The sequence below is a fragment of the Streptomyces sp. NPDC001843 genome (genome assembly GCF_042891955.1).
GTDB lineage: Bacteria > Actinomycetota > Actinomycetes > Streptomycetales > Streptomycetaceae > Streptomyces.
Genome location: NZ_JBIATQ010000001.1, coordinates 522,468 through 546,770, shown reverse-complemented (window position 1 = coordinate 546,770; position 24,303 = coordinate 522,468). Strand labels below are relative to the sequence as shown.

24 protein-coding genes, 1 other RNA gene and 1 pseudogene are annotated in these 24,303 nt (G+C 72.2%); 13 read left to right on the top strand and 13 right to left on the bottom strand.

Features of this window, described 5'->3' with window-relative positions:
* Positions 1-63: 63 nt before the first annotated feature.
* Genes ACFYZQ_RS02530 through ACFYZQ_RS02520 form a run of 3 tightly spaced genes read right to left on the bottom strand, consistent with a single transcriptional unit; the run spans position 64 to position 2,995 of the window.
* Positions 64-1,344: a sensor histidine kinase gene (locus tag ACFYZQ_RS02530; RefSeq protein ID WP_389140792.1), complete on the bottom strand. Its 1,281-nt coding sequence runs from the start codon at positions 1,342-1,344 to the stop codon at positions 64-66.
* A 14-nt stretch (positions 1,345-1,358) separates the two neighbouring features.
* Entirely contained in the window at positions 1,359-2,075 is a 717-nt protein-coding gene (locus tag ACFYZQ_RS02525; RefSeq protein WP_389141858.1) for an ABC transporter permease, read from the bottom strand.
* A complete protein-coding gene (locus ACFYZQ_RS02520) occupies positions 2,075-2,995 on the bottom strand; it encodes an ABC transporter ATP-binding protein (RefSeq protein ID WP_389140790.1) in 921 nt (306 codons plus the stop codon). Before ACFYZQ_RS02520 ends, ACFYZQ_RS02525 begins: the two co-directional genes overlap by 1 nt.
* A 306-nt stretch (positions 2,996-3,301) precedes the next feature.
* On the opposite strand from ACFYZQ_RS02520, the gene ACFYZQ_RS02515 reads away from it, so the two are divergent.
* From ACFYZQ_RS02515 to ACFYZQ_RS02505, 3 genes are all read left to right on the top strand, one after another.
* Positions 3,302-4,177: a MaoC/PaaZ C-terminal domain-containing protein gene (locus ACFYZQ_RS02515; protein WP_389140788.1), complete on the top strand. Its 876-nt coding sequence runs from the start codon at positions 3,302-3,304 to the stop codon at positions 4,175-4,177.
* 54 nt (positions 4,178-4,231) lie between these two features.
* Entirely contained in the window at positions 4,232-5,308 is a 1,077-nt protein-coding gene (locus ACFYZQ_RS02510) for a Zn-dependent alcohol dehydrogenase (protein WP_389140786.1), read from the top strand.
* A 75-nt stretch (positions 5,309-5,383) separates the two neighbouring features.
* A complete protein-coding gene (locus ACFYZQ_RS02505; protein WP_389140784.1) occupies positions 5,384-6,322 on the top strand; it encodes a 3-oxoacyl-ACP reductase in 939 nt (312 codons plus the stop codon).
* A 343-nt stretch (positions 6,323-6,665) separates the two neighbouring features.
* On the opposite strand, the gene ACFYZQ_RS02500 is transcribed toward ACFYZQ_RS02505, so the two are convergent.
* A complete protein-coding gene (locus ACFYZQ_RS02500) occupies positions 6,666-7,802 on the bottom strand; it encodes a hypothetical protein (RefSeq protein ID WP_389140782.1) in 1,137 nt (378 codons plus the stop codon).
* A 188-nt stretch (positions 7,803-7,990) separates the two neighbouring features.
* Here ACFYZQ_RS02500 and ACFYZQ_RS02495 point away from each other — a divergent pair, with 188 nt between their 5' ends.
* From ACFYZQ_RS02495 to ACFYZQ_RS02485, 3 genes are read left to right on the top strand one after another with little or no spacing between them, the layout of a single operon-like run.
* Positions 7,991-8,857, top strand: a complete 867-nt coding sequence (locus ACFYZQ_RS02495) for a Nif3-like dinuclear metal center hexameric protein (protein WP_389140780.1) — start codon at positions 7,991-7,993, stop codon at positions 8,855-8,857.
* A complete protein-coding gene (locus ACFYZQ_RS02490; RefSeq protein WP_388789168.1) occupies positions 8,854-9,597 on the top strand; it encodes a zinc ribbon domain-containing protein in 744 nt (247 codons plus the stop codon). Before ACFYZQ_RS02495 ends, ACFYZQ_RS02490 begins: the two co-directional genes overlap by 4 nt.
* A gap of 11 nt (positions 9,598-9,608) precedes the next feature.
* On the top strand, positions 9,609-10,964 hold the full coding sequence (locus tag ACFYZQ_RS02485) for a bifunctional RNase H/acid phosphatase (protein ID WP_389140778.1): 1,356 nt from the start codon (positions 9,609-9,611) through the stop codon (positions 10,962-10,964).
* On the opposite strand, the gene eda is transcribed toward ACFYZQ_RS02485, so the two are convergent.
* The 6 genes from eda to ACFYZQ_RS02455 form a co-directional block, all read right to left on the bottom strand.
* Entirely contained in the window at positions 10,936-11,598 is a 663-nt protein-coding gene (gene eda / locus ACFYZQ_RS02480; RefSeq protein WP_389140776.1) for a bifunctional 4-hydroxy-2-oxoglutarate aldolase/2-dehydro-3-deoxy-phosphogluconate aldolase, read from the bottom strand. The genes ACFYZQ_RS02485 and eda overlap by 29 nt on opposite strands.
* Positions 11,599-11,685: 87 nt before the next feature.
* Positions 11,686-12,468 (bottom strand): peroxide stress protein YaaA, encoded by a 783-nt coding sequence (gene yaaA, locus ACFYZQ_RS02475; protein ID WP_389140774.1) that lies wholly within the window; start codon positions 12,466-12,468, stop codon positions 11,686-11,688.
* Between the two features lie 59 nt (positions 12,469-12,527).
* Entirely contained in the window at positions 12,528-13,115 is a 588-nt protein-coding gene (locus ACFYZQ_RS02470) for a hypothetical protein (protein ID WP_389140772.1), read from the bottom strand.
* Positions 13,112-13,861 (bottom strand): MerR family transcriptional regulator, encoded by a 750-nt coding sequence (locus ACFYZQ_RS02465; RefSeq protein WP_389140770.1) that lies wholly within the window; start codon positions 13,859-13,861, stop codon positions 13,112-13,114. The genes ACFYZQ_RS02470 and ACFYZQ_RS02465 overlap by 4 nt, the downstream gene beginning before the upstream one ends.
* 407 nt (positions 13,862-14,268) lie before the next feature.
* The gene (locus ACFYZQ_RS02460) at positions 14,269-15,138 is read right to left on the bottom strand and encodes a calcium-binding protein (RefSeq protein WP_389140767.1); all 870 of its coding nucleotides are present in this window, start codon (positions 15,136-15,138) and stop codon (positions 14,269-14,271) included.
* A gap of 379 nt (positions 15,139-15,517) precedes the next feature.
* Positions 15,518-15,997 (bottom strand): MarR family winged helix-turn-helix transcriptional regulator, encoded by a 480-nt coding sequence (locus tag ACFYZQ_RS02455; RefSeq protein WP_389140765.1) that lies wholly within the window; start codon positions 15,995-15,997, stop codon positions 15,518-15,520.
* Between the two features lie 106 nt (positions 15,998-16,103).
* Here ACFYZQ_RS02455 and ACFYZQ_RS02450 point away from each other — a divergent pair, with 106 nt between their 5' ends.
* Together ACFYZQ_RS02450 and ACFYZQ_RS02445 are read left to right on the top strand one after the other, a co-directional pair.
* A complete protein-coding gene (locus ACFYZQ_RS02450; protein WP_389140762.1) occupies positions 16,104-16,985 on the top strand; it encodes an NmrA/HSCARG family protein in 882 nt (293 codons plus the stop codon).
* A 170-nt stretch (positions 16,986-17,155) separates the two neighbouring features.
* Entirely contained in the window at positions 17,156-17,584 is a 429-nt protein-coding gene (locus tag ACFYZQ_RS02445; protein WP_389140760.1) for a MarR family winged helix-turn-helix transcriptional regulator, read from the top strand.
* Positions 17,585-17,617: 33 nt separating this feature from the next.
* On the opposite strand, the gene ACFYZQ_RS02440 is transcribed toward ACFYZQ_RS02445, so the two are convergent.
* Positions 17,618-19,045, bottom strand: a complete 1,428-nt coding sequence (locus ACFYZQ_RS02440) for an MFS transporter (RefSeq protein WP_389140758.1) — start codon at positions 19,043-19,045, stop codon at positions 17,618-17,620.
* On the bottom strand, positions 19,042-19,698 hold the full coding sequence (locus tag ACFYZQ_RS02435) for a TetR/AcrR family transcriptional regulator (RefSeq protein ID WP_389140756.1): 657 nt from the start codon (positions 19,696-19,698) through the stop codon (positions 19,042-19,044). The genes ACFYZQ_RS02440 and ACFYZQ_RS02435 overlap by 4 nt, the downstream gene beginning before the upstream one ends.
* Before the next feature lie 214 nt (positions 19,699-19,912).
* Between ACFYZQ_RS02435 and ACFYZQ_RS02430 the strand changes: the two genes are divergently transcribed.
* From ACFYZQ_RS02430 to rnpB, 5 genes and pseudogenes are all read left to right on the top strand, one after another.
* A complete protein-coding gene (locus tag ACFYZQ_RS02430) occupies positions 19,913-20,335 on the top strand; it encodes a DUF4260 family protein (protein ID WP_389140754.1) in 423 nt (140 codons plus the stop codon).
* 4 nt (positions 20,336-20,339) lie between these two features.
* Positions 20,340-20,849, top strand: coding sequence for a TetR/AcrR family transcriptional regulator (locus tag ACFYZQ_RS02425; protein WP_389141856.1), 510 nt, complete (start codon positions 20,340-20,342; stop codon positions 20,847-20,849).
* Between the two features lie 27 nt (positions 20,850-20,876).
* Positions 20,877-21,707: a helix-turn-helix domain-containing protein gene (locus ACFYZQ_RS02420; RefSeq protein WP_389140752.1), complete on the top strand. Its 831-nt coding sequence runs from the start codon at positions 20,877-20,879 to the stop codon at positions 21,705-21,707.
* Positions 21,708-21,727: 20 nt separating this feature from the next.
* Positions 21,728-22,507: pseudogene (locus ACFYZQ_RS02415) on the top strand (DMT family transporter); the annotation flags it as partial.
* 229 nt (positions 22,508-22,736) lie between these two features.
* Positions 22,737-23,140: RNase P RNA component class A (gene rnpB / locus ACFYZQ_RS02410), an RNA gene on the top strand.
* Positions 23,141-23,263: 123 nt separating this feature from the next.
* Here rnpB and ACFYZQ_RS02405 read toward each other — a convergent pair.
* Positions 23,264-24,286, bottom strand: a complete 1,023-nt coding sequence (locus tag ACFYZQ_RS02405; RefSeq protein WP_389140750.1) for an Lrp/AsnC family transcriptional regulator — start codon at positions 24,284-24,286, stop codon at positions 23,264-23,266.
* Positions 24,287-24,303 lie beyond the last annotated feature (17 nt).

Here is a 24,303-nt window from a genome sequence, read left to right as displayed (position 1 = left end):
TAGGGCGAGCGGCCGACCGAAGACTCCTCAATCTTCGGGTCGGCGACGACGTGAGCCGGGCGGTCAGCTCGACCTGGGTGCCGTGGCCGCCCCCACGGCAGCCAGTTCCGTCGGCTCCACCGGGATTCCGGCGGTGACCGTGAAGCCGCCGCGCGGCGACGGGCCGGCCTTCAGGGAGCCGCCCGCCGCCGCGAGGCGCTCGGTCAGGCCCTTCAGACCGGTGCCGCCGATGCCCTCCGCGGGGCGGGTGACGGCCTTGCCGGTGCCGTTGTCCGTGACGGTGAGCCGGGCCTGCTCGGTGTCGCTGTCGACGGTGATCTCGCAGCGGGTGGCGTCGCTGTGCCGGACGACGTTGGTGACCGCCTCGCGCACCACCCAGCCGAGCAGTGCCTCGGTCTGCGGGGCGAGCGGTGTCCCGGACCGGCGCACCGCCGGTTCCACGCTCGCCGCGGTCAGCGCCGAGCAGGCCCGGGACAGTTCGGTGGCGAGACTGCCCTCGCGGTAGCCGGTCACCGCCTCGCGGATCTCGGTCAGCGCCTGCCGGCCGACGGACTCGATGTCGCCGATCTGGGTCAGCGCGGCCGCCAGGTCGCGGTCGGCCAGACGCCGGGCCGCCTCGGACTTGATCACGATCACCGACAGGGTGTGGCCGAGCAGGTCGTGCAGGTCGCGGGAGAAACGCAGCCGCTCCTGCTCCACCGCCCGCCGGGCCAGTTCCTCGCGGGCGGCGCGCAGATCCCGTACGGCCTCGGAGAGGGAGAGGATCGCGGCGGTCACCATCGTGGACAGGAACGTGCCGTAGGCGATGTTGACCGCGTCCCCACCGTCCCGGAAGGCGGAGACGGCGCCCGCGAAGGCGGCCAGCGCTATCCCCGTCCTGCCGAGCCACGGGCCCCGCACGATCGCGCCGGTCGCCAGGCCCAGTAGCGGGAAGAACAACAGCCAGTTACCGCCGTAGCCGAGGGCCAGACCGGTGGTCACCAGTCCCATCAGCAGCAGGGCAACGCGGGTGGAGGTCGCCTCGCGCGTCTTCTTGTGGAAGGCGCGGAAGGCCACGTAGACGTACAACGAGTTGAAGGTGAACAGGCCCAGGCCGCCGACCCACGGGTTGGAGGTCTTGCCCTGCAGGAGGTTGGAGAAGGAGCCCAGTCCCATCAGCAGCCAGGGCATCAGGGCGAAACCGGTGGGCTGCGGACCCGGGTGCTCGGGCATCCGCCCACCCTTCCGGGCGGCCTTCTGCTGGGCCTTGAAGCGGTCCATGTCCGCTTTCCACTCCGCCCGCGCCGCCTGCCAGGCCTGCACCTGGCACCCCACCGTCCGCCACCACGACCTGATCCCGCTCATCCGAAGTCCCCCAATCAGATGTTCCCCGCACTCCGGCGGTACGACAGCACAGCGTACGAGCCGAAGGCCAACAGCCAACTGGTCAGTACGAGGATCGCAGCAGGCGCCGGGGCGTGTCCGCCGGCCACCGAAGTACCGAGCTCGGCGAACCGGTTGGTAGGCGTGTAAGCCGAGAGGGAGCGCAGCCAGTGCGGGAACAGGCTCACCGGGAACCACAGGCCGCCGACCACGGCCAGGCCCAGATTGCACATCATGTTGGCCACGCCTGTGGCCGGACCGGTGAGCCGGTAGCCGTTGCCGAGGCCGAGCAGGGTGAAGGGGATCGAGCCGAGCCACAGCAGCAGCGCGGTCGCCGCCCACTGCACGGCCGACAGCCGTACGCCGTTCACCAGGCCGCCCGCCGCGAGCACCGCGACGATCGCGGGCAGTACGGTCACCGCACCGGTCAGCGCCCGGCCGGTCACCACCTCGCGCGGGGTCATCGGCGTCACCCGCAGCTGCCGCAGCCAGCCGACCGCCCGGTCCTCCGCGACCACGCCGCCCGTGTTCAGCGCCGAGCCGACGGCACCGTAGGCGGCCATGCCGATCATCGACGCCGTTTTCCATGTCCCGTCGTTCTCACCGATGTTGGTGAACAGGAGGTACATCATCACCGGCATGGCGATGCCGCCGATCACGAAGCCCGTGTCGCGCAGCGTCCGGCGCACCTCGAGGCGCAGATAGTCCCACATCACACCGTCTCCATCTCAGTGGCAGCGTCGGAAGAACCGGAGGTCAGTGCCAGGAAGGCGTCCTCCAACGAGGCCGGGGCGACCTCCAGGCCGCGTATCGCGCCCAGTTCGGCGAGCGCGATCACCGTCGCGTCGGAGTCGTCGGTGCGCAGCCGCGCCCGGTCCCCGCGCACCTCCACCGACCGCACGCCGGGCAGCAGGGCGAGGTCGTCCGTGCCGCGTCCGGCCAGGTCGAACGAGACCAGGTTGCCGCCCGCCGCCCGGCGCAGCGTCTCGCCGGTGCCGTCCGCGACGATCCGGCCGCGGTCGATCACGAGGATCCGGTCGGCATGGGCGTCGGCCTCCTCCAGGTAGTGCGTGGAGAACAGGACGGTGTGGCCCTGCCGGGCGTACGCCCGCATCGACGACCAGAAGGCGCGCCGCGCCTCCACGTCCAGAGCCGCCGTCGGCTCGTCCAGGACCAGCAGCGAGGGGTCCCCGGCGAGCGCGACCGCGAACCGCACGCGCTGGGTCTGTCCGCCGGACAGCCGGTCCACCCGCCGCCCCGCGAGGTCCGCGATCCCGGCGAGTTCCAGGGCTCGCGTCACCGGCAGCGGGTCCGGATAGCGGGAGGCCACGAAGGAGACCAGTTCACCGACGGTGACCCGGGGCACCGCACGCGCCTCCTGGAGCATGGCGCCCACCCGGCCCGCGCGCACGGCCCGCTCCGGGGCGGCGCCGAACAGCTCGACCCGGCCCGCATCCGCCTCCAGCAGGCCGAGCAGCAGGGCGATGGTCGTGGACTTCCCGGCGCCGTTGCGGCCCAGGAGCGCGACCGTCTCGCCGTGCGTGATCTCCAGGTCGACGCCGTCGACGGCACGGAGCTCGCCGTAGGCCTTGACCGCTCCCCGGAAGGAGACCGCGGGTGATGTCTGTGTCATGCCTATGACGCTACGGGTGCGGGCTGCCGGCCCGGCAGATGCTCATGTACGGACTCGGGCATTACAAATGTCATGTTCGATGTTGCGAACTGACGCGCCGTCAGTAGCCTTCACAACTACGGAGCCCTGGGCTATACAGAGGGCGCCGGACTGGAACGCGTTCTAGATCGGCCCGCGACGACCTCGGTGCGGCCGACGGTGCGGACGGCCGTGCCGGGGTCTTGAAGCCGCCAGTCTCCTAGCCGCCAGTCTCGTTGCCGCCAGTTCCGAAGCCGCCCGTGTCAAGCCGCCAGTGTCAGGAGCCGTATGCCCATCGACGCAGCCAAGGCCCTCGGGGCCACGCCCCGAACCGGCCGGATCGCCTGGGACACCAAGGACGTCCAGCTCTACCACCTCGGCATCGGCGCCGGCGCGAACCCCGACCGGAACGGCCCGGCCACCGACCCCGACGAGCTGCGCTACACCCTCGAGGCCCGGCTGCACGTCCTGCCGAGCTTCGCCACCGTCGCGGGCGCCGGCTCACCGGGCGTGATCAACAGCCTGTCCATGCCCGGCATCGACGTCGACCTCGCCCGCGTCCTGCACGGCGGCCAGTCGCTGACCGTGCACCGGCCCATCCCGGCCAGGGGCACCGCGACCGCCACCGGACGCATCGCCGCCGTGTACGACAAGGGCAAGGCGGCCGTGCTCGTCATGCGCACCGAGGTCGCGGACGACGAGGGCCCGCTGTGGACCAGCGACGCCCAGATCTTCGTACGCGGCGAGGGTGGCTGGGGCGGCGACCGCGGGCCCTCCACCAGGCTCGACCCGCCGGGCGGTGAGCCGGACCGGACCGTCGAGCGGCCGGTCCGCGAGGACCAGGCCCTGCTCTACCGGCTCTCCGGCGACCTCAACCCGCTGCACGCCGACCCGGAGTTCGCCAAGCTCGCCGGGTTCGACCGGCCCATCCTGCACGGGCTGTGCACCTACGGGATCACGCTCAAGGCCGTCGTCGACACCCTGCTCGGCGGTGACGTGACCCGGGTCCGCTCCTACAGCACCCGCTTCGCCGGAGTCGTGTACCCGGGGGAGACCCTGCGGATCCGGATGTGGCGGCTGGAGGGTTCGGTGCGGATCGCCGTGAGCGCCGTCGAGAGGAACGACGCGCCCGTCCTCGCCGACACAGTCGTCGAACACTCCTAGCGCACCGACAGCCGACCGACAGCCCACCGAGCTTTCACGAGGGGAGCCGCACCAATGCGCGCAGCCGTACTGCACGAGATCGGCCAGGACAAGCTGGAGGTCTTCGACGACGTCGAGGCGGTGGGCTTCGGCCCGGGCAGGGTGCGGGTCCGGGTGCACGCCACCGGGCTGTGCCACTCGGACCTGTCCGCGATGAGCGGGGTGCTGCCCCAGCCGGCGCCCTTCGTGCCCGGCCACGAGGGGGCGGGGGAGATCCTCGAGGTGGGCGAGGGCGTGCGCGGTCTGAAGCCCGGGGACCGGGTGGTGCTCTGCTGGCTGCCCGCCTGCGGTGCGTGTCCCGCCTGCAAGCGTGGACAGACCGAGCTGTGCCTGGCCGGGTTCATGAACGCGGGCACCCCCAACTTCAAACGCCCCGGCGGTGACGTCTTCGGCTTCGCGGGCACCGGCACCTTCGCCGAGGAGGTCGTCGTCGACGCCGGCTGCGCCGTCCCCATCCCGGACGACGTGCCCTTCGACATCGCCGCCCTCATCGGCTGCGGGGTGACCACGGGACTCGGCGCCGCGCTCAACACCGCCGACGTCGAGGCCGGTTCGTCGGTCGCCGTCATCGGCTGCGGGGGCGTCGGCATCTCCGCCGTCCAGGGGGCCCGGCTGAAGGGCGCCGCCGAGATCGTCGCCGTGGACCCGGTCGCCTCCCGCCGCGAGTCGGCCCTGCGGTTCGGCGCCACGAAGGCGGTGTCCCCGGACGCACTGGCCGACGCCAAGCAGCAGGTCACCGGCGGTGAGGGCTTCGACTACGTCTTCGAGGTCGTCGGAAAGTCGGCCACCGCCCGGGCCGCCTACGAGAACACCCGGCGCGGCGGCACCCTTGTCATCGTCGGCGCGGGCGCCATGGACGACTTCCTCCAGCTCAACATGTTCGAGCTGTTCTTCGACGAGAAGCGGATCCTGCCGTCGATGTACGGCGGCGGCGACGTGCTGCGCTCCTACGAGCGCACGATCGCCCTGTGGCGGGCGGGCCGCATCGACCTGGCGGGCCTGATCACCCACCGGGTGCCGCTCACCGACATCAACGAGGCACTGGACCAGATGCGCACCGGGACCGCCCTGCGTACGTGCATCGAGATCTGAGAGACCTGTCGGAATCCGACACCTGCTGAAATCCGCGACATCTGCCGAAAATCGCGAGACCTGACGGGAGTGCGCATGTCGCTGCCACTGGAGGGGCTGTCCGCCGTCGTCACCGGTGCCGGGCGCGGTCTCGGCCGGGCCGAGGCGCTCGAACTCGCCCGGCTCGGCGCGTCCGTCGTCGTCAACGACTACGGACGGCCCGGCCGCGACGGCTCGGGCGAGTCGTCCGCCGGGCCCGCAGAGGAGGTCGCCACCGAGATCCGCGCGGCGGGCGGCCGGGCCGTGGCGCACACCGGGGACGTCGCCGACTTCGAGCACGCCCGGGCCCTGGTCGACCTGGCCGTCGCGGAGTTCGGCAAGCTGGACGTCCTGGTCAACAACGCGGGCATCCTGCGTGACCGCATGGTCTTCTCCATGACGGAGGAGGAGTGGGACGCCGTGATCCGCGTCCACCTCAAGGGCCATTTCAACACCACCCGCTTCGCGTCCGCGCACTGGCGGCAGCGGTCCAAGGCGGCCGGGGGACCGGTGTACGGGCGGATCGTGAACACCTCCTCGGAGGCCTTCCTGGCCGGTTCCCCGGGGCAGCCCAACTACGCGGCGGCGAAGGGCGGCATCGTCGGCCTGACCACGTCGACCGCGCTCGCCCTCGCCAAGTACGGCGTGACGGCCAACGTCATCTGCCCGCGCGCCCGGACCCGGATGACCGAGGACGTCTTCGCCGGGCTCGCCGCGCCCGCCGAGGGCCTCGACCCGCTCGCCCCCGAGCACGTCGCCCCGCTCGTCGGCTATCTGGCCTCACCCGCCGCCGCCCGGGTCAACGGACAGCTGCTCGTGGTGCACGGCGGCATGGTGGCGGTGGTCGAACGGCCACGGGTGCAGGCCCAGTTCGACAGCAAGCAGGACACCTTCACGTACGACGAGCTCGACGCGCTCCTCACCCCGCACTACGAGCGGCGGCCGGAGGGGGAGACGTTCGCGGCGGCGGAGGCGCTGGCGCTCAAGCGGCGCTGAGGGCGATGAACAAGCGCCAATGAGCAGGCGCCGATGAACATGCGGAAGGGCCCGCCCCCCGGTCGGGGGGCGGGCCCTTCCCGCGGACCGTCAGGCGGCCGCGCTCTCCGCCGGCTCCGGCTTTCGGTGCCGACCGCGTGGCGCCGTCTCGCCGTCTTGGACGGAGACCGGGCCCCGGTGCTTGCCGTGACCCTCGGACTCCTGAATGTCCCCTTGCAGCGGCTGGGACGTGCTGGCGTCGCTCATCGGAAGAATTCACCCCGTCAACAATGATCTTTCGTACAGCCGGGCGAGTCTAACCGGCACACCTCGGGTCGAATCCAGGCGGGCACGCCAACCGGCACTAGTTCGTTACAACACGTCCCAACGGCGCTTGCTGCAACGGCACCGGACGGGCAACAACCGGTTTCTCGGGCTCCGGTTCCGCCGGCTGCGGGGCCGGGGCGGCGACGGTTCTCGGGGGTGCCGCGAACCCGGCCACCCCGCACGGCACGTCCCGGGTGACGTACGGCAGCCGCAGCACCCCCTCCGCCGTCCACAGCCCGGTCCCCGTCAGCCAGCCCTCCGGGGCCCGCAGATGGTGCACCCGCCGTTCCGCGGGCCGCCACACGCCGACCCAGCTGCCCAGCGGCCCGTCCATCCGCAGCGCCACCGCACACTGCTCCGGCGTCAGCACCTGCCCCGGCTGGATGGAGAACGGCGTCACGGCACAGTCGGGCATCCGCAGGCACTCCGGGAAACGCACCGGCAGCGTGCTGCCCAGGACACCCCAGGCCAACCGTTCCTGCCCGGGGGACGGCGCGTCCGAGGAGATCAGCAGCAGCCCGCTGTCGGGGTCGGCGAGCAGCAACCGGTCGTCGCTCTCGGCGGTGATCTGCAGCAGCGGCGACACCTCGCCGCCCCGCTCCAGGTCCACCACCACCGCCTTGGTCCGCCCCCCGATCTCCCGGTCCACGGCCAGCAGACGCCCGGCGCGGTCCAGCCAGACACCGCCCGAGCAGCGCCCGGGGACCTCGGCGAGCTGCTCGGGCCCGCGGGCGCCGCCCGCCACCAGCCACACCGCCGTCGTGTACCGGCCCACCGCCAGGGCGTACGCCCGCTCGCCGCCCGGCGCCGGCGACAGCAGACGCACCCGGGTGCCCTGCTCCGGGCATTCCACCGCGCCGAGCGGCAGCTCACCGGTGCCGGGTCCGGTCGGGTACAGCAGCGAGAAGGCGTGCCGCCGCTCCACCAGCCGGTGGACGAGCACCCGCCCGTCACCCATCGGCTGCACCTCCGTGCCGGGCTCCTCCGGTTGGTTGCCGGGCAGCGGCACCGCGTACGGCTCGGCCCCGTCCAGTGTCCAGCGCTCCGGGAACCAGCAGTCACCGGCCACCGCGAGGCGGGCGGCGTAGACACCGTCCACGGTGATGGCGCAGTCCGTCCGGGACGACGCGTCGCGCACCCCGGTCGCCGAAGGTTCGATCGCACAGGCAGTCATCGTTCGGTCACCTCCAGTGACGAAACTAGTTTTCGTACGCGCAGACGGAGGACCGGCAGGCACTCGCTTCACACGTACGGGGTACGGGGCGCCGGTTCCCCTGAGCAGTCGGCGACCGATGTGCTGTCCGGGGCCCGTGGGGCGGAAGGCGGTACACCCGTACCGAACAGCCAGGTAGCCTTTTCTCCGTGCCCCGTCTGTCTGAAGTCATCGCCGCGCTGGAGAACCTGTGGCCCGCCGAGCGGGCCGAGTCCTGGGACGCGGTCGGCACCGTGGTGGGCGACCCCGACCAGGAGGTCACCCGGGTCCTGTTCGCCGTCGACCCGGTCCAGGAGGTCGTCGACGAGGCTGTGAAGCTGGGCGCCGACCTGCTGGTCACCCACCACCCGCTCTATCTGCGCGGTACGACCACGGTCGCGGCCTCCACCTTCAAGGGCCGGGTCGTGCACACCCTGATCAAGAACGACATCGCGCTGCACGTCGCCCACACCAACGCCGACACGGCCGACCCGGGCGTCAGCGACGCACTCGCCGGGGCGCTGGACCTGCGGGTCGTACGGCCCCTCGTGCCGGACCCGGCCGACCCGGAGGGCCGCCGGGGCCTCGGCCGGATCTGCGTACTCGACCACCCCGTCACCGTCCGTGAGTTCGCGGCCCGCGCCGCCGAACGGCTGCCCGCCACCGCGCAGGGCATCCGGGTGGCCGGCGACCCGGAGGCGACCGTGCACACGGTCGCGGTGAGCGGCGGCTCCGGCGACAGCCTCTTCGACCACGTCCGGGCGGCCGGCGTGGACGCCTTCCTCACCGCGGACCTGCGCCACCACCCGGCCTCGGAGTTCACGGCGGCCCTCGCCCCCGCTCCGCTCGCGCTGCTCGACGCGGCGCACTGGGCCACCGAGTGGCCCTGGTGCGAGCTGGCCGCCGCCCAGCTCGACGAAATCTCCGACCGTCACGACTGGGGCCTGCGCGTCCACGTCTCCAAGACGGTCACCGACCCCTGGACCGCCCACGCGGCGTCCGTCACGACCTCTAGCACCATGGGAGCCCCCAACTGAACGCCGCGCCCGCCGACCAGATCCGTCTCCTCGACGTCCAGGCCCTCGACGTCCGCCTCCAGCAGCTGGCGCACAAGCGCCGGACGCTGCCCGAGCACGCCGAGATCGAGTCGCTGACCAAGGACCTGACCCAGCTGCGCGACCTGCTCGTGGCCGCGCAGACCGAGGAGAGCGACACCGCCCGCGAGCAGACCAAGGCCGAGCAGGACGTGGACCAGGTGCGCCAGCGTGCCGCCCGCGACCAGCAGCGCCTGGACTCCGGGGCGGTGACCAGCCCCAAGGATCTGGAGAACCTCCAGCGGGAGATCGTCTCGCTGGGCAAGCGACAGAGCGACCTGGAGGACGTCGTCCTGGAGGTCATGGAACGCCGGGAGGCCGCGCAGGAGCGGGTCGGCGAGCTGACCGAGCGGGTGGCCTCCGTGCAGGCCAAGGCCGACGACGCGACCGCGCGCCGGGACGCCGCCGCTCAGGAGATCGACGCCGAGGTGGCCTCGGTGACCAAGGAGCGCGGGGTCGTCGCGGCCTCGGTCCCCGCGGACCTGCTCAAGCTGTACGACAAGCTCCGCGAGCAGCAGGGCGGGATCGGCGCGGCCAAGCTGTACCAGCGCACCTGCCAGGGCTGCCGTCAGGAACTCGCGATCACCGAGCTGAGCGAGATCCGCTCGGCCGCGCCCGACACGGTGGTGCGCTGCGAGAACTGCCGCCGCATCCTGGTGCGCACCGCCGAGTCCGGCCTCTAGGAGCCTGTGCGGTGCGGGAGTTCATAGTCGAGGCCGACGGCGGGTCGCGGGGCAACCCCGGCCCGGCCGGGTACGGGGCCGTGGTCAGCGACGCCGTGACGGGGGAGACCCTCGCCGAGGCGGCGGAGTACCTCGGCACCGCCACCAACAACGTGGCCGAGTACCGGGGCCTCCTGGCGGGCCTGCGCGCCGCCCACGCCCTCGACCCCGCCGCCCGGGTCGGCGTCCGCATGGACTCCAAGCTCGTCGTCGAGCAGATGTCGGGGCGCTGGAAGATCAAGCACCCCGACATGAAACCCCTGGCGGCGGAGGCGGCCCGGGTCTTCCCGCCCGACCGGGTCACCTACGAGTGGATCCCCCGCGAACGGAACAAGCACGCCGACCGCCTGGCCAACGAGGCGATGGACGCGGGTGCCCGGGGCGAGCAGTGGTCCCCCTCTCCGTCCCGGGCGGCGGCCCTGAACACCGCGCTCCCGGAACCGCCGCGCTCGCCCGGGGACGCGGCGGTGGGCGCGGCGAAGGCCCGGGCGGCTCTGGCGGGGGTCCGGGGCGCCGGCTCCGAGCGGCCGCTCGCGGCCCCGGCCGACGAGGACGTCGAGGCCGATGCGGCGCGTGCGGGCGTCGCGGACGCGGCTCGCGAGGCGGGAACCCGCGCCGCCGATCTCCGCGCGGTCCGTACGGTGGCCACTCCCGGCACCTCCACCCCCGGCTGGAGCGCTGCCCCCGACATGGGTGCCCCGGTCACCTTCGTGCTCCTGCGCCACGGAGAGACACCGCTCACCCCGCAGAAGCGCTTCTCGGGCAGCGGCGGCACCGACCCCTCCCTGTCCGACGTCGGCCGGGAGCAGGCGCAGCGGGTCGCCGCCGCGCTGGCCAGGCGCGGCACGATCCAGGCGATCGTCGCCTCCCCGCTCACCCGCACCCGCGAGACCGCGGGGATCGTCGCCGCCCGGATCGGGCTCGAGGTGACGGTCGACGACGGGCTGCGGGAGACCGACTTCGGCGCCTGGGAGGGCCTCACCTTCGGCGAGGTGCGGGAGCGGTACCCGGACGACCTGAACGCCTGGCTCGCCGACCCGGACGCCGAACCGACCGGTGGCGGCGAGAGCTTCGCGGCAACCGCCGCCCGGATCGCCACCACCCGCGACAAGCTGGTCGCGGCCCACGCGGCCCACGCGGGCCGCACGGTCCTGCTGGTCACGCACGTCACGCCGATCAAGACGTTCGTACGCCTCGCCCTCGGCGCCCCGCCGGAGTCCCTGTTCCGTATGGAGCTGTCGGCGGCGTCGCTGTCGGCGGTGGCGTACTACGCGGACGGCAACGCGAGCGTACGGCTGTTCAACGACACGTCCCATCTGCGTCCCTGAGGCCGGCGGCGCCCCGCGCCAGCTCCTCCACCCGCGCCCAGTCGCGGGCCGCGACGGCGTCCGCCGGGACCATCCAGGTGCCGCCGACGCAGCCGACGTTGGGCAGGGACAGGTACTCCCGGGCGTTGTCCGGCCCGATGCCGCCCGTGGGGCAGAACCGCGCCTGCGGCAACGGGCCGGCCAGTGACCGCAGATACGCCGTACCGCCCGCCGCCTGCGCCGGGAAGAACTTCATCTCCCGTACCCCGCGCTCGAGCAGCGCCACCACCTCGGACGCCGTCGACACCCCCGGCAGGAACGGCACCCCGGACGCCCGCATGGCCCCCAGCAGCGTGTCCGTCCAGCCGGGACTGACCAGGAACCGGGCTCCCGCGGCCACGCACTGCGTCACCTGCCCCGGCGTAAGCACCGTGCCCGCCCCGACCACGGCGTCCGGCACCTCCTCGGAGATCGCCCGGATCGCCTCGAGCGCCGCGGGCGTCCGCAGCGTCACCTCGATCGCGGCCAGCCCACCGGCCACCAGCGCCCGCGCCAGCGGTACGGCGTCGGCGGCGTCGGACACGACCACCACGGGCACGACGGGCGCGATGTCCAGTGGGGAGGCAGCCGGTGAGGAGGGCAGGGCCGAGGTCATGCGCTCATCGTGCCCGTGACGTTCAGCATGCGCAAAGGTCGTTGCGCATGCTGCAACCGAAGCTGCTACGGCTGCTGCGGTCCCTCGTCAGTGGACGTCCGTCACCAGCACATCCAGGGCCCAGGGCCGCCCCGCCCCGGCAGGAGCCTTCGCCTCCACCACGTAGCCCAGGTCCCGCAGCGCCGCCACCAGTTCGGCGGGGCCCGCGGGCGCCGCCCCGGCCGACAGCAGGCTGCGCACGATCCGGCCCTTCGTCGCCTTGTTGAAGTGGCTGACCACCTTCCGGGTCGGCGCGTGCAGCACCCGCACGGTCGCGGTCCGCCCGGCGACCTCCCCCTTCGGCTTCCAGGCGGCGGCGTAGGCGGCGGACCGCAGGTCCAGCACCAGCCCGCGGCCGGCCACCTCGGGCAGCACCTCCGCCATCGGCGTACGCCAGTACGCGCCCAGCGCACCGAGCCCCGGCAGCTTCACGCCCATCGAGCAACGATAGGAAGGGATCCGGTCCGTCACCCGGACCGCGCCCCACAGCCCGGAGAACACCAGCAGCGAACGGGCGGCCCGCCGCTTGGCGGCGGCGTCCAGAGAGGCCAGGTCCAGGGCGTCGTACAGCACCCCGGTGTAGATCTCACCCGCCGGCCGCGCCCCGGCCGTCCGCAGACCCGCGTTCTTGGCCACCTCACCGCGCAGCCCCTCGCTCAGCCCGAGTACCTCGCGCGCCTTGTCCTCGTCACCGGAGCACAGCTCGGCCAATTCCCCGAGCACGGCCTCTCGCGCGGCGTTCAGTCCGGGCAGGGACAGGGACTCCAGCTTCAACGGGGCGCCACGCCCGGAGGCGGCCTTGCCTTCGGAGGGCGGCAGCAGGACAAGCACGGGGTACTCCTTTACTCGAGCTCCGGGCCAGCGTACGGGTTGCCCCGCGCCGGTCCGTCCTACGCCCGCCCCGCCCTGCGGCCCGCCCGGGTGAGCGCCCGCACGAGGGCGTCGGCGTCGTCGGCGTGCAGCCGGACCTCGGTCACCTCACGGCGGCGGCCGAGCAGCGTCATGTGCCGTACGGGCTGCGCCAGTTCAAGGGTGACGGAGGTGCGGGAGCCGACCGCGACGTCCAGCCGGCCGGGGGCGCGCTCCTGGGTGAAGCGCTCCTCGCGCCGTACGGCCGTGATCGTCTCCAGGGGTATGCGCAGGTCGACGTGGACCCCTTGCCGTACCCGCAGGGCGTCGGCGGTCAGGACGTGCGGGTGGACCACGCAGGCCGCGTGCAGGGCGACGACGAACACCACGGTGTAGGCGTCCAGGGCCAGCACCACCCCGTGCGGGGTCGGCCAGTGGCGCAGCAGCACGGACATCGTGAACGTCTCGATCACGCACACGAAGGCGAGCGCGGCCATCGTCGGGCCCTGCCCCCGCGCGTACCCGAAGACCCGGCCGCCGGCCGTACCGGGACGCCGCCGGGCCGGCCACAGCGCCAGGCTCGCCAGCAGCCGCGCCTCGTGCCGGGCCAGCGTGCGGGCCGCCTTCACGGCCGCCCCTCGGTGAGGACCCGCAGCACGCGGCGGACCGCCTCCGCCTGGGCCGGTGCCATGTCGGCGTAGACAGCACGCAGGAAGGCGTTGTCGTGGTCCACGGGCGTCCCGGAGCGCAGCTCCGGCGGGAGGCACGCCGCCAGCGCCCGGGCCGCCTCCGCCACCCTCGGGTCGTCCGGCTCGGCGTCCTCGAGCCGGTCGAGCAGCGCGTACGCCTCCCGTGCCCGCGCCAGGACGTCCGGCGAGCCGAGGGCGCCGCGCAGCGCGGTGAACAACCGCTCCCGCGCCTCGGCCGGAGCCGCGGTGTCGAGCAGTGTGAGGATCTCCCGGTCCTTGGCCGCCATCGGCGAGTCCGACGGATCGGCCATCCCGCTGAACAGGGAGGCCAGTTCGGCGGACACGGGCCCCTCGGCGGGCAGCTCCCCGTGCTCCAGCAGCGCCCGCAGCCGCGCCCGGCGCTCACGCAGCTCCGCTTCCTGCCGGGCAAGGTCCTCGTCGAGTTCGGTGAGCACCTCGACGAGCTCCTTGCCGGCGTCGTCCACGAGCACGTCCCGCACCTCGGCCAGCCCGAGCCCCAGTTCCGTCAGCCGCCGGATCCGGGCGAGGACGACGGCGTGCCGGAGGGTGTAGTGCCGGTATCCGTTCGCCAGGCGCTCCGGTTCGGGGAGCAGGCCGAGGTGGTGGTAGTGCCGCACGGTACGCGTCGTGACGCCGACCGTGGCGGCGAGTTCTCCGATCCGCATGGCAGCAGTACAGACGTTGACGTCGCGTCAGGGTCAAGTTCAGTGCGGTTCGCCTTCCGGGGTCCTTGCCCCGCGGGAGGTCCATGAGACCAAGGCGGCCCGTTGGAAGCACGAGTGGCCGGAACTCACTGTCCTGCCATGGCCCAACTGACGGCCTTCACGGAACTGCGGACAGAGCCCCTCGAAGTGCTCGGCCGCGGACAGATGATTCGGAGTGGGCAACCTTCCTCCAGGTTCTCTTGATCAGTTGCACCGGGAGGTGAGCATGTCTGCCGGCACACGGCTGAGGGGCCCTGCCTGCGGCGGGGCCCCTCAGCGGCCGGACCGGGAAGTTCAGGTGGTGTCACGGCGTGCCGGAACCCGCCAAGTCCGGGCCGCATCGATCGTTCGAGGTGGTGCTTGCCGGATCAAGGACGTACATCGACGTAGTCGCCGGTGGCCTTGGCCGGGCCGGTGGTGTCGGTGCCGGTGAAGCTCCATCGCCAGTAGCCGTCCTTGACTGCCTTGACCGTGGTGCGAAGTGTGCCGGTGTCGCTGGTGTCCACCGTGGCCACCGTGGCGTAGGTGCTGCTGCCCTTCGGGCGGAACTGCAGTTTCACGGCCTGGCCCGCGTATCCGGCATACCGATAGGTGTCCCAGTTGGCTCGCACGAGCTTGCCGGTGATGGTGATACGCGCGCCCTTGGCCACCGGTTCCGGCGAGGCGTCGACTGTGAGCCGCGCGGCGCGTTTGAGACGGAACGACCCCACGCCGGGGGCGAAAACGGAACCGCCGTCGTTGGCGTCGACCAAGGCGTCGACCGACCATGTTCCCGCGTTGGTGTTGGCCAGGTCCACTGGGTCGTCGCTGCCCGGAGCCGGGTGGGCGTTGACGGTGAAAGCCGTCGTGCACGCCGTCGCGGTCTCGCAGAACGCATCGGTGGTGTAGAAACCGCCGTGCGGCCCCTTCAGGTCCACATCGGCGAAGGACAGACCGGAGTCGTCCGAACCGGTGACCGTGACCGAGAACTGCACGTTGCGCGTCGTACCTACGATGACGTCATGTCCGGAGTTGACGGTGGCACCGCTGATCACCGGGGCGCTGGGCGCGGTATCGGACGCGGCATCGGCTGAGGCGCCGACCCCCGCCAGCAAGACGGTGACGGCCCCCACCACGACACCGCGGCTTGTGGCGCGACCGACGGGCTTGCGCCGTATGGCGCGTGCGGCAGCGATGGGCGGGGCGATGTCGCGTCCGCTGCTCTGTCTGTCGCTGGACGGTGCGGCGAATCGGCTCATAAATCCTCCCAGGGATGACAGGCCTTGCTGTCAACCACACCGCGCACGCGAGCAGTTGGCGGCGAACGCAGGAGGCCGACGTGTGTCACTCCCTACGACTGCCGAACCGGCCCGATCGTTGCCCCGGCCGGGGCGGGAAACATTGGTCTCCTCCACGCCTGACGTGCGGTGCGGGATCAGCGCCACCGCTCGTCCGCCCACCTGCCCGGGCGTCGGCGCGGCCGAGGCGCGTTCGTCGGCGAGCTGTTCGCTCATCCGCTCAAGGACGTTCGGATTGGCTCCGGCGCGAGCTCCGAAAGCTGCTGCGGTGATCTCCAGGATGCGAGGGGCGCTGGCTTGCGGTGATCGTGCGTCGGTGGCACCGGTTGCTCGGGGCGATTCAGTCGGGCTTCGGGCGGGTTCGCAGGCGCCGCATCTGGGAGTGGCTGAGGTCGCGTGCCCGTCGCATGTGCTGGGTGATCACCTCCAGCTCGTCCTCGGTGTGGCCGTCGAGAAGTGCCTGCCAGGCCTGGCCGAGCTCGTCCCATACTGCTGTGACGCGGGCGATGCCCTCCGGCACCGGGGTGACCAGCACGCGGCGGCGGTCCTGCTGGTCGATGGAGCGGACCACGTAGCCGTCACGTTCGAGCCGGTCGACCAGGCGCGTGGCCGAGCCTGTGGTCAGGCCCGTCATGTCGGCGATCCGCTTGACCGTGAGTGGCCCAGGCTCTGCTGTCAGCAGGCTCAGACCCTGCACATCGGTCGGGTGCAGTCCGAGATGGTCGGCGATGGCCTGGTTGAACAGCACGTAGGCCGCCAGGTAGCGGCGGGACTCCCTGGACAACTCCTCGTACAGCCGGGCCCGACGTGAGTCCGTCATCTCGATCACACTCCAAATTGCTGCGCGCCGCAGCGATCGATCGCTTATAGTCTCCTGCGTGGCGCAGCTAATGCGTCACGCACTGATAGTACTCATTGGAGAAACCATGCTCACCGTCGCTGTCACCGGAGCCACCGGAGCCCAGGGTGGGGCTACCGCCCGCGCCCTACTGGCTGCCGGTCATCAGGTGCGCGCGCTCACCCGCCACCCCGATTCACCCGCCGCCGACGCCCTGCGCAGCCTCGGTGCCGAGGTGCGCCGCGCCGACTTCGACGACCGGCCCTCGCTCGAGGCCGCCCTCACCGGAGCGGACTCCCTCTTCGCGGTCACCACCCCGTTCGGCACCGACACCGCCGCCGAAGTCCGGCAGGGCAAGGCCCTCGTCGACGCCGCGGCAGAGGGACGCCTCGGGCACATCGTGTTCACCTCCGCCGCCCACGCCGACCGGGGCACCGGCGTCCCGCATTACGAGAGCAAGCACCTGGTCGAGCAGCACCTGCGTGCCGCCGGGGTGCCCTGGACGGTGATCGCCCCGGCCGCATTCATGGACAACTACGCCGGCGGCTGGACCCTCGATGGGCTACGCGACGGCACCTTCGCCTGGCCCATGCCTGCCGACCGGCCCCTCACGCTCATCCCCGCCTCGGACATCGGCGCCTTCGCCGCACTGGCCCTCCAGCGCCGTGACGAGTTCGCCGGCCATCGCATCGACATCGCCTCCGACGAGCGCACCCCTGGCCAGATGGCGGAGATCCTCGCGGCCGCCATCGGTCTCCCGGTCGCCCATCAGGAAGTACCCCTGGCCTACGTTCGGGCCCGATCGGCTGACCTGGCGGCCATGTTCGAGTACTTCACCACCGTGGGCCTCGACGTCGACGCCACGGCGCTGCGACGCGACTACCCCGAAGTCGGCTGGCACAGCTTCACCGATTGGGCCGTCGCGCAGGACTGGCCCGCACTCCTCTCCCGTACGCACACGCATCAGTGACATCCTCCGCCCGCGGCTGCGCCCCGGCACCAGCCGTGCCCAGCAGTCCGCGCGTGATGCCCTCGCGTTGTGCATCGGTGTGCCGACACCGCCGCGCCGGGCCACGGGCCGAAGCCCTTTGCCGGCCGACGCCGCACAGCACCCACCTCCGCCTCTGAAGGAGCACGCTCGTGAAACCGATCGGTTACTGGCTCAACCGCACCGACAAGGCCCTCACCGGCTACATGAACCACATGCTGGAGGAGTTCGGCCTTACACGAACCGCCTGGCAGGTTCTCAACCTCATCCACGACACCCCCGGAATCACCGATGAAGAAGTCCTGACAACCCTCGCCGCCAACGCCGACAGCACCGTGCTGAACGGGGCCATCGACACCGTTCTCTCCTGCGACTGGGCGAACCGCCCCGCACCGGACCGGCTCACCCTCACCCCTGGCGGGAGCCGGCGCCTGACCGACGTGGCCGCGCGCGTCGACGCGTTCCGCGAGCTGTCCACAACCGGCATCTCCCTGGACGAGTACCACACAACCGTCCACGTCCTGGAACGCATGAGCCGCAACCTGGAAACAGCGAGGGGTACCAGCTATTCCAGCTATTGATGACGACGCTGCGGGGGCGTGTTCTGCGGTTGTTCAACTGCTTGTCTGTCGGGCGGGTGCCGCCTGTGGTGCGGGTGCTTGCGCCGGGGGCGCAGCGGTCGTGTCGTCTCCTTCCTGGCGGGCCGGGCGCCGGGGCAGCCGCGACGCGGGCAGCAGGCCGAGAGCGGCGAGTGCGGCCAGGATCAGCGGAGTGGAGCTCATGGTCGAAGCAGCCGTGCCGGTCGCGCTGGCCGCGACGGCGATGCCGAAGGTCGGCCCGATGTTCACGGCTGTCTGCTTGAGCCCGCTGACGACCCCGGCGTACCCGGGCGGCGCGTCACCGACGACGGTCCCGGTGGCGGTGACCATCACGATGGCGAACCCGGCACCGATGGCGGCAAAGGCCGCAGCCATGGCCATCCATGTGCCGGCGGGACCGAGCCGGGACAGCCCCGCGATGCCGGCCACGACGAGGACCGTACCGGTGACCGCGGTGCGGCGCGCACCGTACCGGCGCAGTGCGGCGACCGCCGCGGGTGAGCCGAGGACCATGAGCACGGTCAGCGGGAGCACGCGCAGACCGCTGGCGAGTGGGTCGAGCCGGAGTACGTCCTGGAGGTAGAAGGTGGCCCTGAACAGCGCGCCGAACAGGCCGGCGGTGGTGACCAGCAGGATCGCCATCGACGCCGTCACCGGTACGGACCCCGCTACGGCTGGTGGAACGATCGCGTGGGCCGTGCGGCGTTCGTGCCGGGTGAGCGCCGTTGCGACGCCGATGACGGCGAGGAATTCGAGCAGCGTCGGCGCGGCGGTCCACCCCCGCGCGGGCACATCGGCCAAGGCGTGGACCAGGATTGCGAGCACGACCGCCAGCAGGCCCGCGCTGGTGAGGTTGAGCCGTGGGGAGTTGGCACGCTGAGGTGCCGGCGTCCGCACGGCGAGGGCGAGAAGGGCGATGACGAACGCGAGGGGCACGTTGACCCAGAAGACGGCGCGCCACCCCAGATGAGCCACGAGAACACCGCCCAGGAGCGGACCGGACCCTGCCGCCACCGCGATCGCACCGGTGCGAATGGCGATCGGCGTGTCGAGCCGGTCCGTGGGATACGCCAGCCGTAGCAGCGCGAGCGTCGCAGGTTGCAGGAACGCGGCGAACCCGCCCTGCACCGCGCGCAGGACGATCACCCAGCCGACGCCCGGCGCGAGCGCGATCCCGGCCGAGGCGGCCCCGAAACCGAGGACGCCGACGAACAGCAGGCGCGGGTGCCCGTACCGATCCCCGAGGCGCCCGGCGATCACGAGCAACGCGGCCACGGCGACCAGATAGCCGGTGCTGGTCCACTGGATCTGCACCACGCTCGCGCCGAGATCCCGCTGCATGCCGGGCTGCGCCATGAGCAGGATGGTTCCGTCCAGTGCGACGATCACCGCGCCGACCACGCTGACCAGAAGTGCAATCTGCCGCTGTGCGGGTGCGGTCATGAGGCCACCGGGCCGAGATGGGCGTCCAGGACCGCCGTGATGAGCCGGTCGCGTTGGTCGTCGCCGGGGTCACCGTCCAGCGGTGGGGTGCCGAGGGCGAGTTGCAGGCTGCCCCAGGCCCACAGCTGGGCCATGCCGTGCAGGTTCGACCACAGGGCGGCGGCGGTCACCGCAGGCGGCGGTCCGGCCTCGTTCGGCCCGTCGGCGCTTCGCGCGGCATCCCGCTCCGACAGGCATCGGGCGACGAGTCCGGTGAAGTGCCCGAACAGCGGGAGGGTCGACTCGCGCAGCCTCGGTTGGTCCGATGCCTGCGCCGCGCCGTCGAGCAGGTCGTGCCGCCACATGAGCTCGAACATGCCGCGACGTTCCAGTGCGTACCCGACGTACGCCCGCGCGAGGGCCTCCAGCCGGCCGCGCGGGGTGGTCGTGCCGGCGACCGCGGCCTCGAACATGGCCGCGAGGTCCTCGAAGCCGCGACGGCCGATGGCCGAGAGCAGCGCGTGGTGCGTGGGGAAGTACCGACGCGGCGCCCCGTGCGACACCCCCGCTCGACGGGCTATTTCCCGCAGACCCACGGACGCGGAGCCCTCGGTCAGCACGAGGTCGACCCCGACATCGATCAACCGCTCCCGAAGGGAGCTCTCATCAGTCATAGACAGTGTCTACCGCATATGCGTAGACACTGTCTACTCCCTGGGTGAATGATCACTCTCCTCGGCGGGTGGCAGGATCCGCCTCGGCGGCCTTCGGTGCGCTGGAGCGGATGGCGGCGTGACCTACTGGCCCTTGACGGCTAACGCCGTTAGCCATACCGTGTTGGCTAACGGCGTTAGCTCGACGCCGTCAGGGCCTCAGGAGGCAGTAGCCATGACCAGTACGAGTGCGACCACGTCCGTACCGTCCCGCACCGCCCTCACCGTCCTGCGCCGCACCGCCTGGCTCGCCGGCGCCCTGTTCTGGTCGGCCTTCGCGGTGCTGGAGGCGATGAACCACGGCTGGCTCGCGGGCGCCCTGGCCCTGCTCTTCCTCGTACTGCCCGACCTCACCTTCCTGGTCGCCCTCGACGAGGCGCCCCGCATGGCGAAGGGGCAGCTGGCGCCCCGCGCGGTGCCGTACTACAACGCGCTGCACCGGGCCCTGGTCCCCGTCGCGCTCATGGCCCTCTACACGGTGGCGCCCGTCGCCTGGGCCCCCGCCTTCGCGGCCCTGTGCGGCTGGCTCGCCCACATCTCGTACGATCGCGCCTTCGGATACGGACTGCGGACGAAGGAGGGCTTCCAGCGTGGCTGAACGACTGACCCCGAGGGCGAGGGAGATCGCCGCGGCCGCCCGCGACCTCCTCGAGGAGTCCGGACCCGCCCTGCTCACCATGCGGACCCTCGCCGACCGGCTCGGCATCAAGGCCCCCTCCCTCTACAAGCACTTCCCCGACAAGCACGCCGTCGAGGTCGAACTGGTCGCGCAGATGCTCACCGAGTCGGCCGAGGCCCTGGAGGCCGCCGAGTCCCGCGCCCCCGGCTCCCTGGAGGCACTGGCCACGGCCTACCGGGACTACGCCCTCGCCCACCCGCACCTCTACTGCCTGGCCACGGAACGCCCCCTGCCGCGCGCTGAACTCCCCGCCGGCCTGGAGGACCGCGCCGCCCTGCCCCTGCTGCGGGCCTGCGACGGCGACCTGGACCTGGCCCGCGCCACCTGGGCCTTCGCGCACGGCATGGTGATCCTGGAGATCCACGGCCGGTTTCCCGAGGACGCGGACCTGGCGGCGGCATGGAAACGCGGCCTCCAGGCGTTGCACCCTTAGACGGCAGGGGGCACAGAGGGGGGAACAGTGGGGGAACGCGAGCAGGCGACATGGACCAGGGCGCGACTCGGCCGCTGCGGTCCGGCGCTCGACCTCCTGACAGCCTGCTTCGACACGCACGTCTACGCCCCGCACACGCACGACGAATACTCCATCGGCGTCACCACCGGCGGCTGCGAGGTGATCGACTACCGGGGCGGTCTGATCCGCTCGGGCCCGGGCTCCATCGTCGTACTCGCCCCCGGCGAGATGCACACCGGCGGGCCCGCCGGCGCCTCCGACGGCTACGCCTACCGGGCCGTGTACGCCGGCACCTCCCTCCTCACCGAAGGCATCCTCGGTGGCCTGCCGCACTTCCGCGACCCGGTACTGGACGACCCGGAACTGTTCACCGCCCTGCACCGCACGCACACGGAACTGAGCGCCTGCCCCGACCCGTTGGAGACCGAGTCCCGCCTCCCCTGGCTGCTCACCGCGCTGGCCCGCCGCCACTCCACGGCCCGCGCGGCGAACGACACCGTGCCCGGCGCCGACCGGATCGCGCAGGTCGTACGCGACCGCCTCGCCGACGAACTCCTCGCCCCACCGTCCCTGGCCGACCTCGCGGCCGGACTGGGCATGTCCCGGTACCAGCTCCTGCGCGCCTTCCGCACGACGATGGGCGTACCGCCGTACGCCTGGCTGGCCCAGTACCGGGTCGCCCGGGCCCGCCGCCTGCTGGAGACGGGTCTGCGCCCCGCCGAGGTCGCCTCGCTCGTCGGTTTCGCCGACCAGGCCCACCTCACCCGCTGGTTCCGCCGGGTGCTGGGGGTGACCCCGGCGGCGTACCGCAACAGCGTTCAAGACGGGGGGCGTTGACCGGCCGCAGACTTGACCGCATGACTGCACGCGGCTGGTTCCTGTTCTCCCTCATGGGAGTGATCTGGGGCATCCCCTACCTGATGATCAAAGTGGCGGTGGACGCGGTGTCCCCGACCATGGTGGTGTTCACGCGGTGCGCCCTCGGCGCAGCCCTACTGCTCCCCTTCGCCCTGCGGCAGAAGGGCCTGACCCGCAACGTACGGGACCACTGGCGGCCCATGCTGGCCTTCGCGTGCCTGGAGATCGTCGGCCCCTGGCTCACCCTCACCGACGCCGAACGGCACCTCTCCAGCTCCACGGCGGGCCTGCTGATCGCGGGCGTCCCGATCGCCGGGGTGGTCGCGGCCCGGCTCTTCGGCGACACGGAACGGCTGAGCGCGCGGCGGGTGACCGGCCTGGGCGTCGGCCTCGCCGGAGTCGCCGTGCTCACCATCCCGCACCTGACCGGCGGCGACGCCCGCTCCCTGGCCGAGGTCCTCGTCACGGTCCTCGGCTACGCGACGGCACCCCTGATAGCGGCACGCCGCATGAAGGACGTCCCCACCCTCCACCTCATCACCCCCTGCCTGGCCCTCACCGCCCTCCTCTACGCCCCCGCCGCCGCGGCCACCTGGCCCTCCACCGTCCCCCCGGGCCGGGCCCTCGTCGCCCTCGCGGGCCTCGGCGCCATCTGCACGGCGGTCGCCTTCATCGCCTTCCTGGAGCTGATCAAGGAGGTCGGCCCGGTCCGGTCCTCGGTGATCACGTACGTCAACCCTGCGGTGGCGGTGGCGGCCGGGTCGGTCTTCCTGGGCGAGCCGCTGACCCCCACCATCGGGGTGGCCTTCGCGCTGATCCTGGCGGGATCGGTCCTGGCCACGGCGGCCGGTACGCGCCCGCGCAAGGCCCCGGTGACCGAGGTGGCACCGCAGCCCAGCCGGGCGGACGCCGGCCGAGGGCCTTCTGGAAACGACGGACTTCCTCTGACCTCCTGCGAGGCGGGACGGAACCACCCGCCCCGCCCGGTACCATGGTCGACACGGCAGACGAGCCGGGCGGGCGGCCGCGTGGAGTCCCCTAGGGGGCTTCCCGAGGAACGTCCGGGCTCCACAGGGCAGGGTGGTGGCTAACGGCCACCCGGGGTGACCCGCGGGACAGTGCCACAGAAAACAAACCGCCCGGCGCTCCGGCGCCGGGTAAGGGTGAAACGGTGGTGTAAGAGACCACCAGTGCCCAGGGTGACCTGGGCAGCTAGGTAAACCCCACCCGGAGCAAGGTCAAGAGGGGCGCTGTAAGAGGCGCTCTGCGCGGACGTTCGAGGGCTGCCCGCCCGAGTCCGCGGGTAGACCGCACGAGACCGGTGGCAACACCGGCCCTAGATGGATGGCCGTCGCCGGAGGGACCGCGAGGACCCTCCGGAACAGAACCCGGCGTACAGCCCGACTCGTCTGCCGCCACCTGTGGCTTTGCCTGGGAAAGCGCCTCTGACCCGTGTCGGAGGCCTTTTCTGATCTTTCAGCGTCTTGCCGCAGCTCCAGTGCAGGAGTGTCGGGTGCCGTAGGCGCTGTCGTGCGTCACGGCGTTCCGGCCGGGAGGTAGGGGCCTGCGCCCTTCATGGTGCGCTGGATGGGGGTGGTCGCGGTGTGGCGCAGGCCGGGCAGGGCCGCCACCGACTCGGTGAGGTAGCGGTAGAAGAGATGCGCGGTCGGGACGTCGACGCTGGCGTAGAGGTTCGTCGTACCGGTCACGGCGCCGGCGAAGGCCACCTCGGGGTGTGCGGCGAGCGCGGCTCCCGCGGTGGCGAGATGGGCCGGGTCGATCTCCAGCCACAGGGAGGCCCGGAAGTTCTCCCGCATGACGTCCGGGGGGTATTCGACATCGAAGTACAGAACGCCGGACACGGTGAGTTCGGCGATGCGGCGGCGCACGGTCGACGGGGACAGACCCGTCGCGGCGGCCAGCTCTCCGGCTCCCGCCCTGCCGTCCCGGGCCAGCAGGTCGAGCAGGTGCCGGTCGCTGTCGTCCAGCGTCACCGGAGGCGCGTCGTCCGGGGCCGGCTCGGGTGTCACCCGTGGCGTGAGTGCCTCGATCTGCGCGGCCGTCAGCGGTCCGCGCTTGTTGATCGGGCTCAGGTCCCGGCCGAAGAAGATGTGCAGCAGGCAGTGCGCCGACACGTCCACCACCTGGGGCGTGCGCGGCAGCTTCTGCAGGAGCGGTGAGTCGTCCAGGCCCAGGCCGCGGGTCCGCACCAAGCAGCTGATCTCGGTGCCGCCGGAGCTGAGATGGATCCAGGTGGTGTCCGTACGCCGCGCCAGCGCCTCCCCGATGGAAGAGGCCGCGTCCGGCGTGCACCGAACCCGTACGAGCCAGCCGGAGTCCCCCATCCGCCGGGGATCGGTCAGCCCCAGGACCCGGATCCTCCCGGAGGACCGCAGCCGTGACCAACGGCGCGCGGCGGTCTGGTCGGAGACGCCGAGGGCGTTGGCGATCTCCCGGAACGAGGCCCGTCCGTTGATCTGAAGGGCCTGCGCGAGCGCCATCTCCTCGTCCGACAGTGCGCGGTCGGCGCGACGAGGGATGTCGAGATAGGTCATCACAGCGCTCCATCATGTCG

Coding starts and splice junctions, on each gene's coding strand:
- ACFYZQ_RS02460 (WP_389140767.1), bottom strand. CDS start 15,138: ATGAGCCGATTCGCCGCACCGTCCAGCGACAGACAGAGCAGCGGACGC.
- ACFYZQ_RS02450 (WP_389140762.1), top strand. CDS start 16,104: ATGCTCACCGTCGCTGTCACCGGAGCCACCGGAGCCCAGGGTGGGGCT.
- ACFYZQ_RS02455 (WP_389140765.1), bottom strand. CDS start 15,997: ATGACGGACTCACGTCGGGCCCGGCTGTACGAGGAGTTGTCCAGGGAG.
- ACFYZQ_RS02530 (WP_389140792.1), bottom strand. CDS start 1,344: ATGAGCGGGATCAGGTCGTGGTGGCGGACGGTGGGGTGCCAGGTGCAG.
- ACFYZQ_RS02435 (WP_389140756.1), bottom strand. CDS start 19,698: ATGACTGATGAGAGCTCCCTTCGGGAGCGGTTGATCGATGTCGGGGTC.
- ACFYZQ_RS02430 (WP_389140754.1), top strand. CDS start 19,913: ATGACCAGTACGAGTGCGACCACGTCCGTACCGTCCCGCACCGCCCTC.
- ACFYZQ_RS02510 (WP_389140786.1), top strand. CDS start 4,232: ATGCGCGCAGCCGTACTGCACGAGATCGGCCAGGACAAGCTGGAGGTC.
- ACFYZQ_RS02465 (WP_389140770.1), bottom strand. CDS start 13,861: ATGCGGATCGGAGAACTCGCCGCCACGGTCGGCGTCACGACGCGTACC.
- ACFYZQ_RS02520 (WP_389140790.1), bottom strand. CDS start 2,995: ATGACACAGACATCACCCGCGGTCTCCTTCCGGGGAGCGGTCAAGGCC.
- ACFYZQ_RS02505 (WP_389140784.1), top strand. CDS start 5,384: ATGTCGCTGCCACTGGAGGGGCTGTCCGCCGTCGTCACCGGTGCCGGG.
- ACFYZQ_RS02500 (WP_389140782.1), bottom strand. CDS start 7,802: ATGACTGCCTGTGCGATCGAACCTTCGGCGACCGGGGTGCGCGACGCG.
- ACFYZQ_RS02515 (WP_389140788.1), top strand. CDS start 3,302: ATGCCCATCGACGCAGCCAAGGCCCTCGGGGCCACGCCCCGAACCGGC.
- ACFYZQ_RS02525 (WP_389141858.1), bottom strand. CDS start 2,075: ATGTGGGACTATCTGCGCCTCGAGGTGCGCCGGACGCTGCGCGACACG.
- ACFYZQ_RS02440 (WP_389140758.1), bottom strand. CDS start 19,045: ATGACCGCACCCGCACAGCGGCAGATTGCACTTCTGGTCAGCGTGGTC.
- eda (WP_389140776.1), bottom strand. CDS start 11,598: ATGACCTCGGCCCTGCCCTCCTCACCGGCTGCCTCCCCACTGGACATC.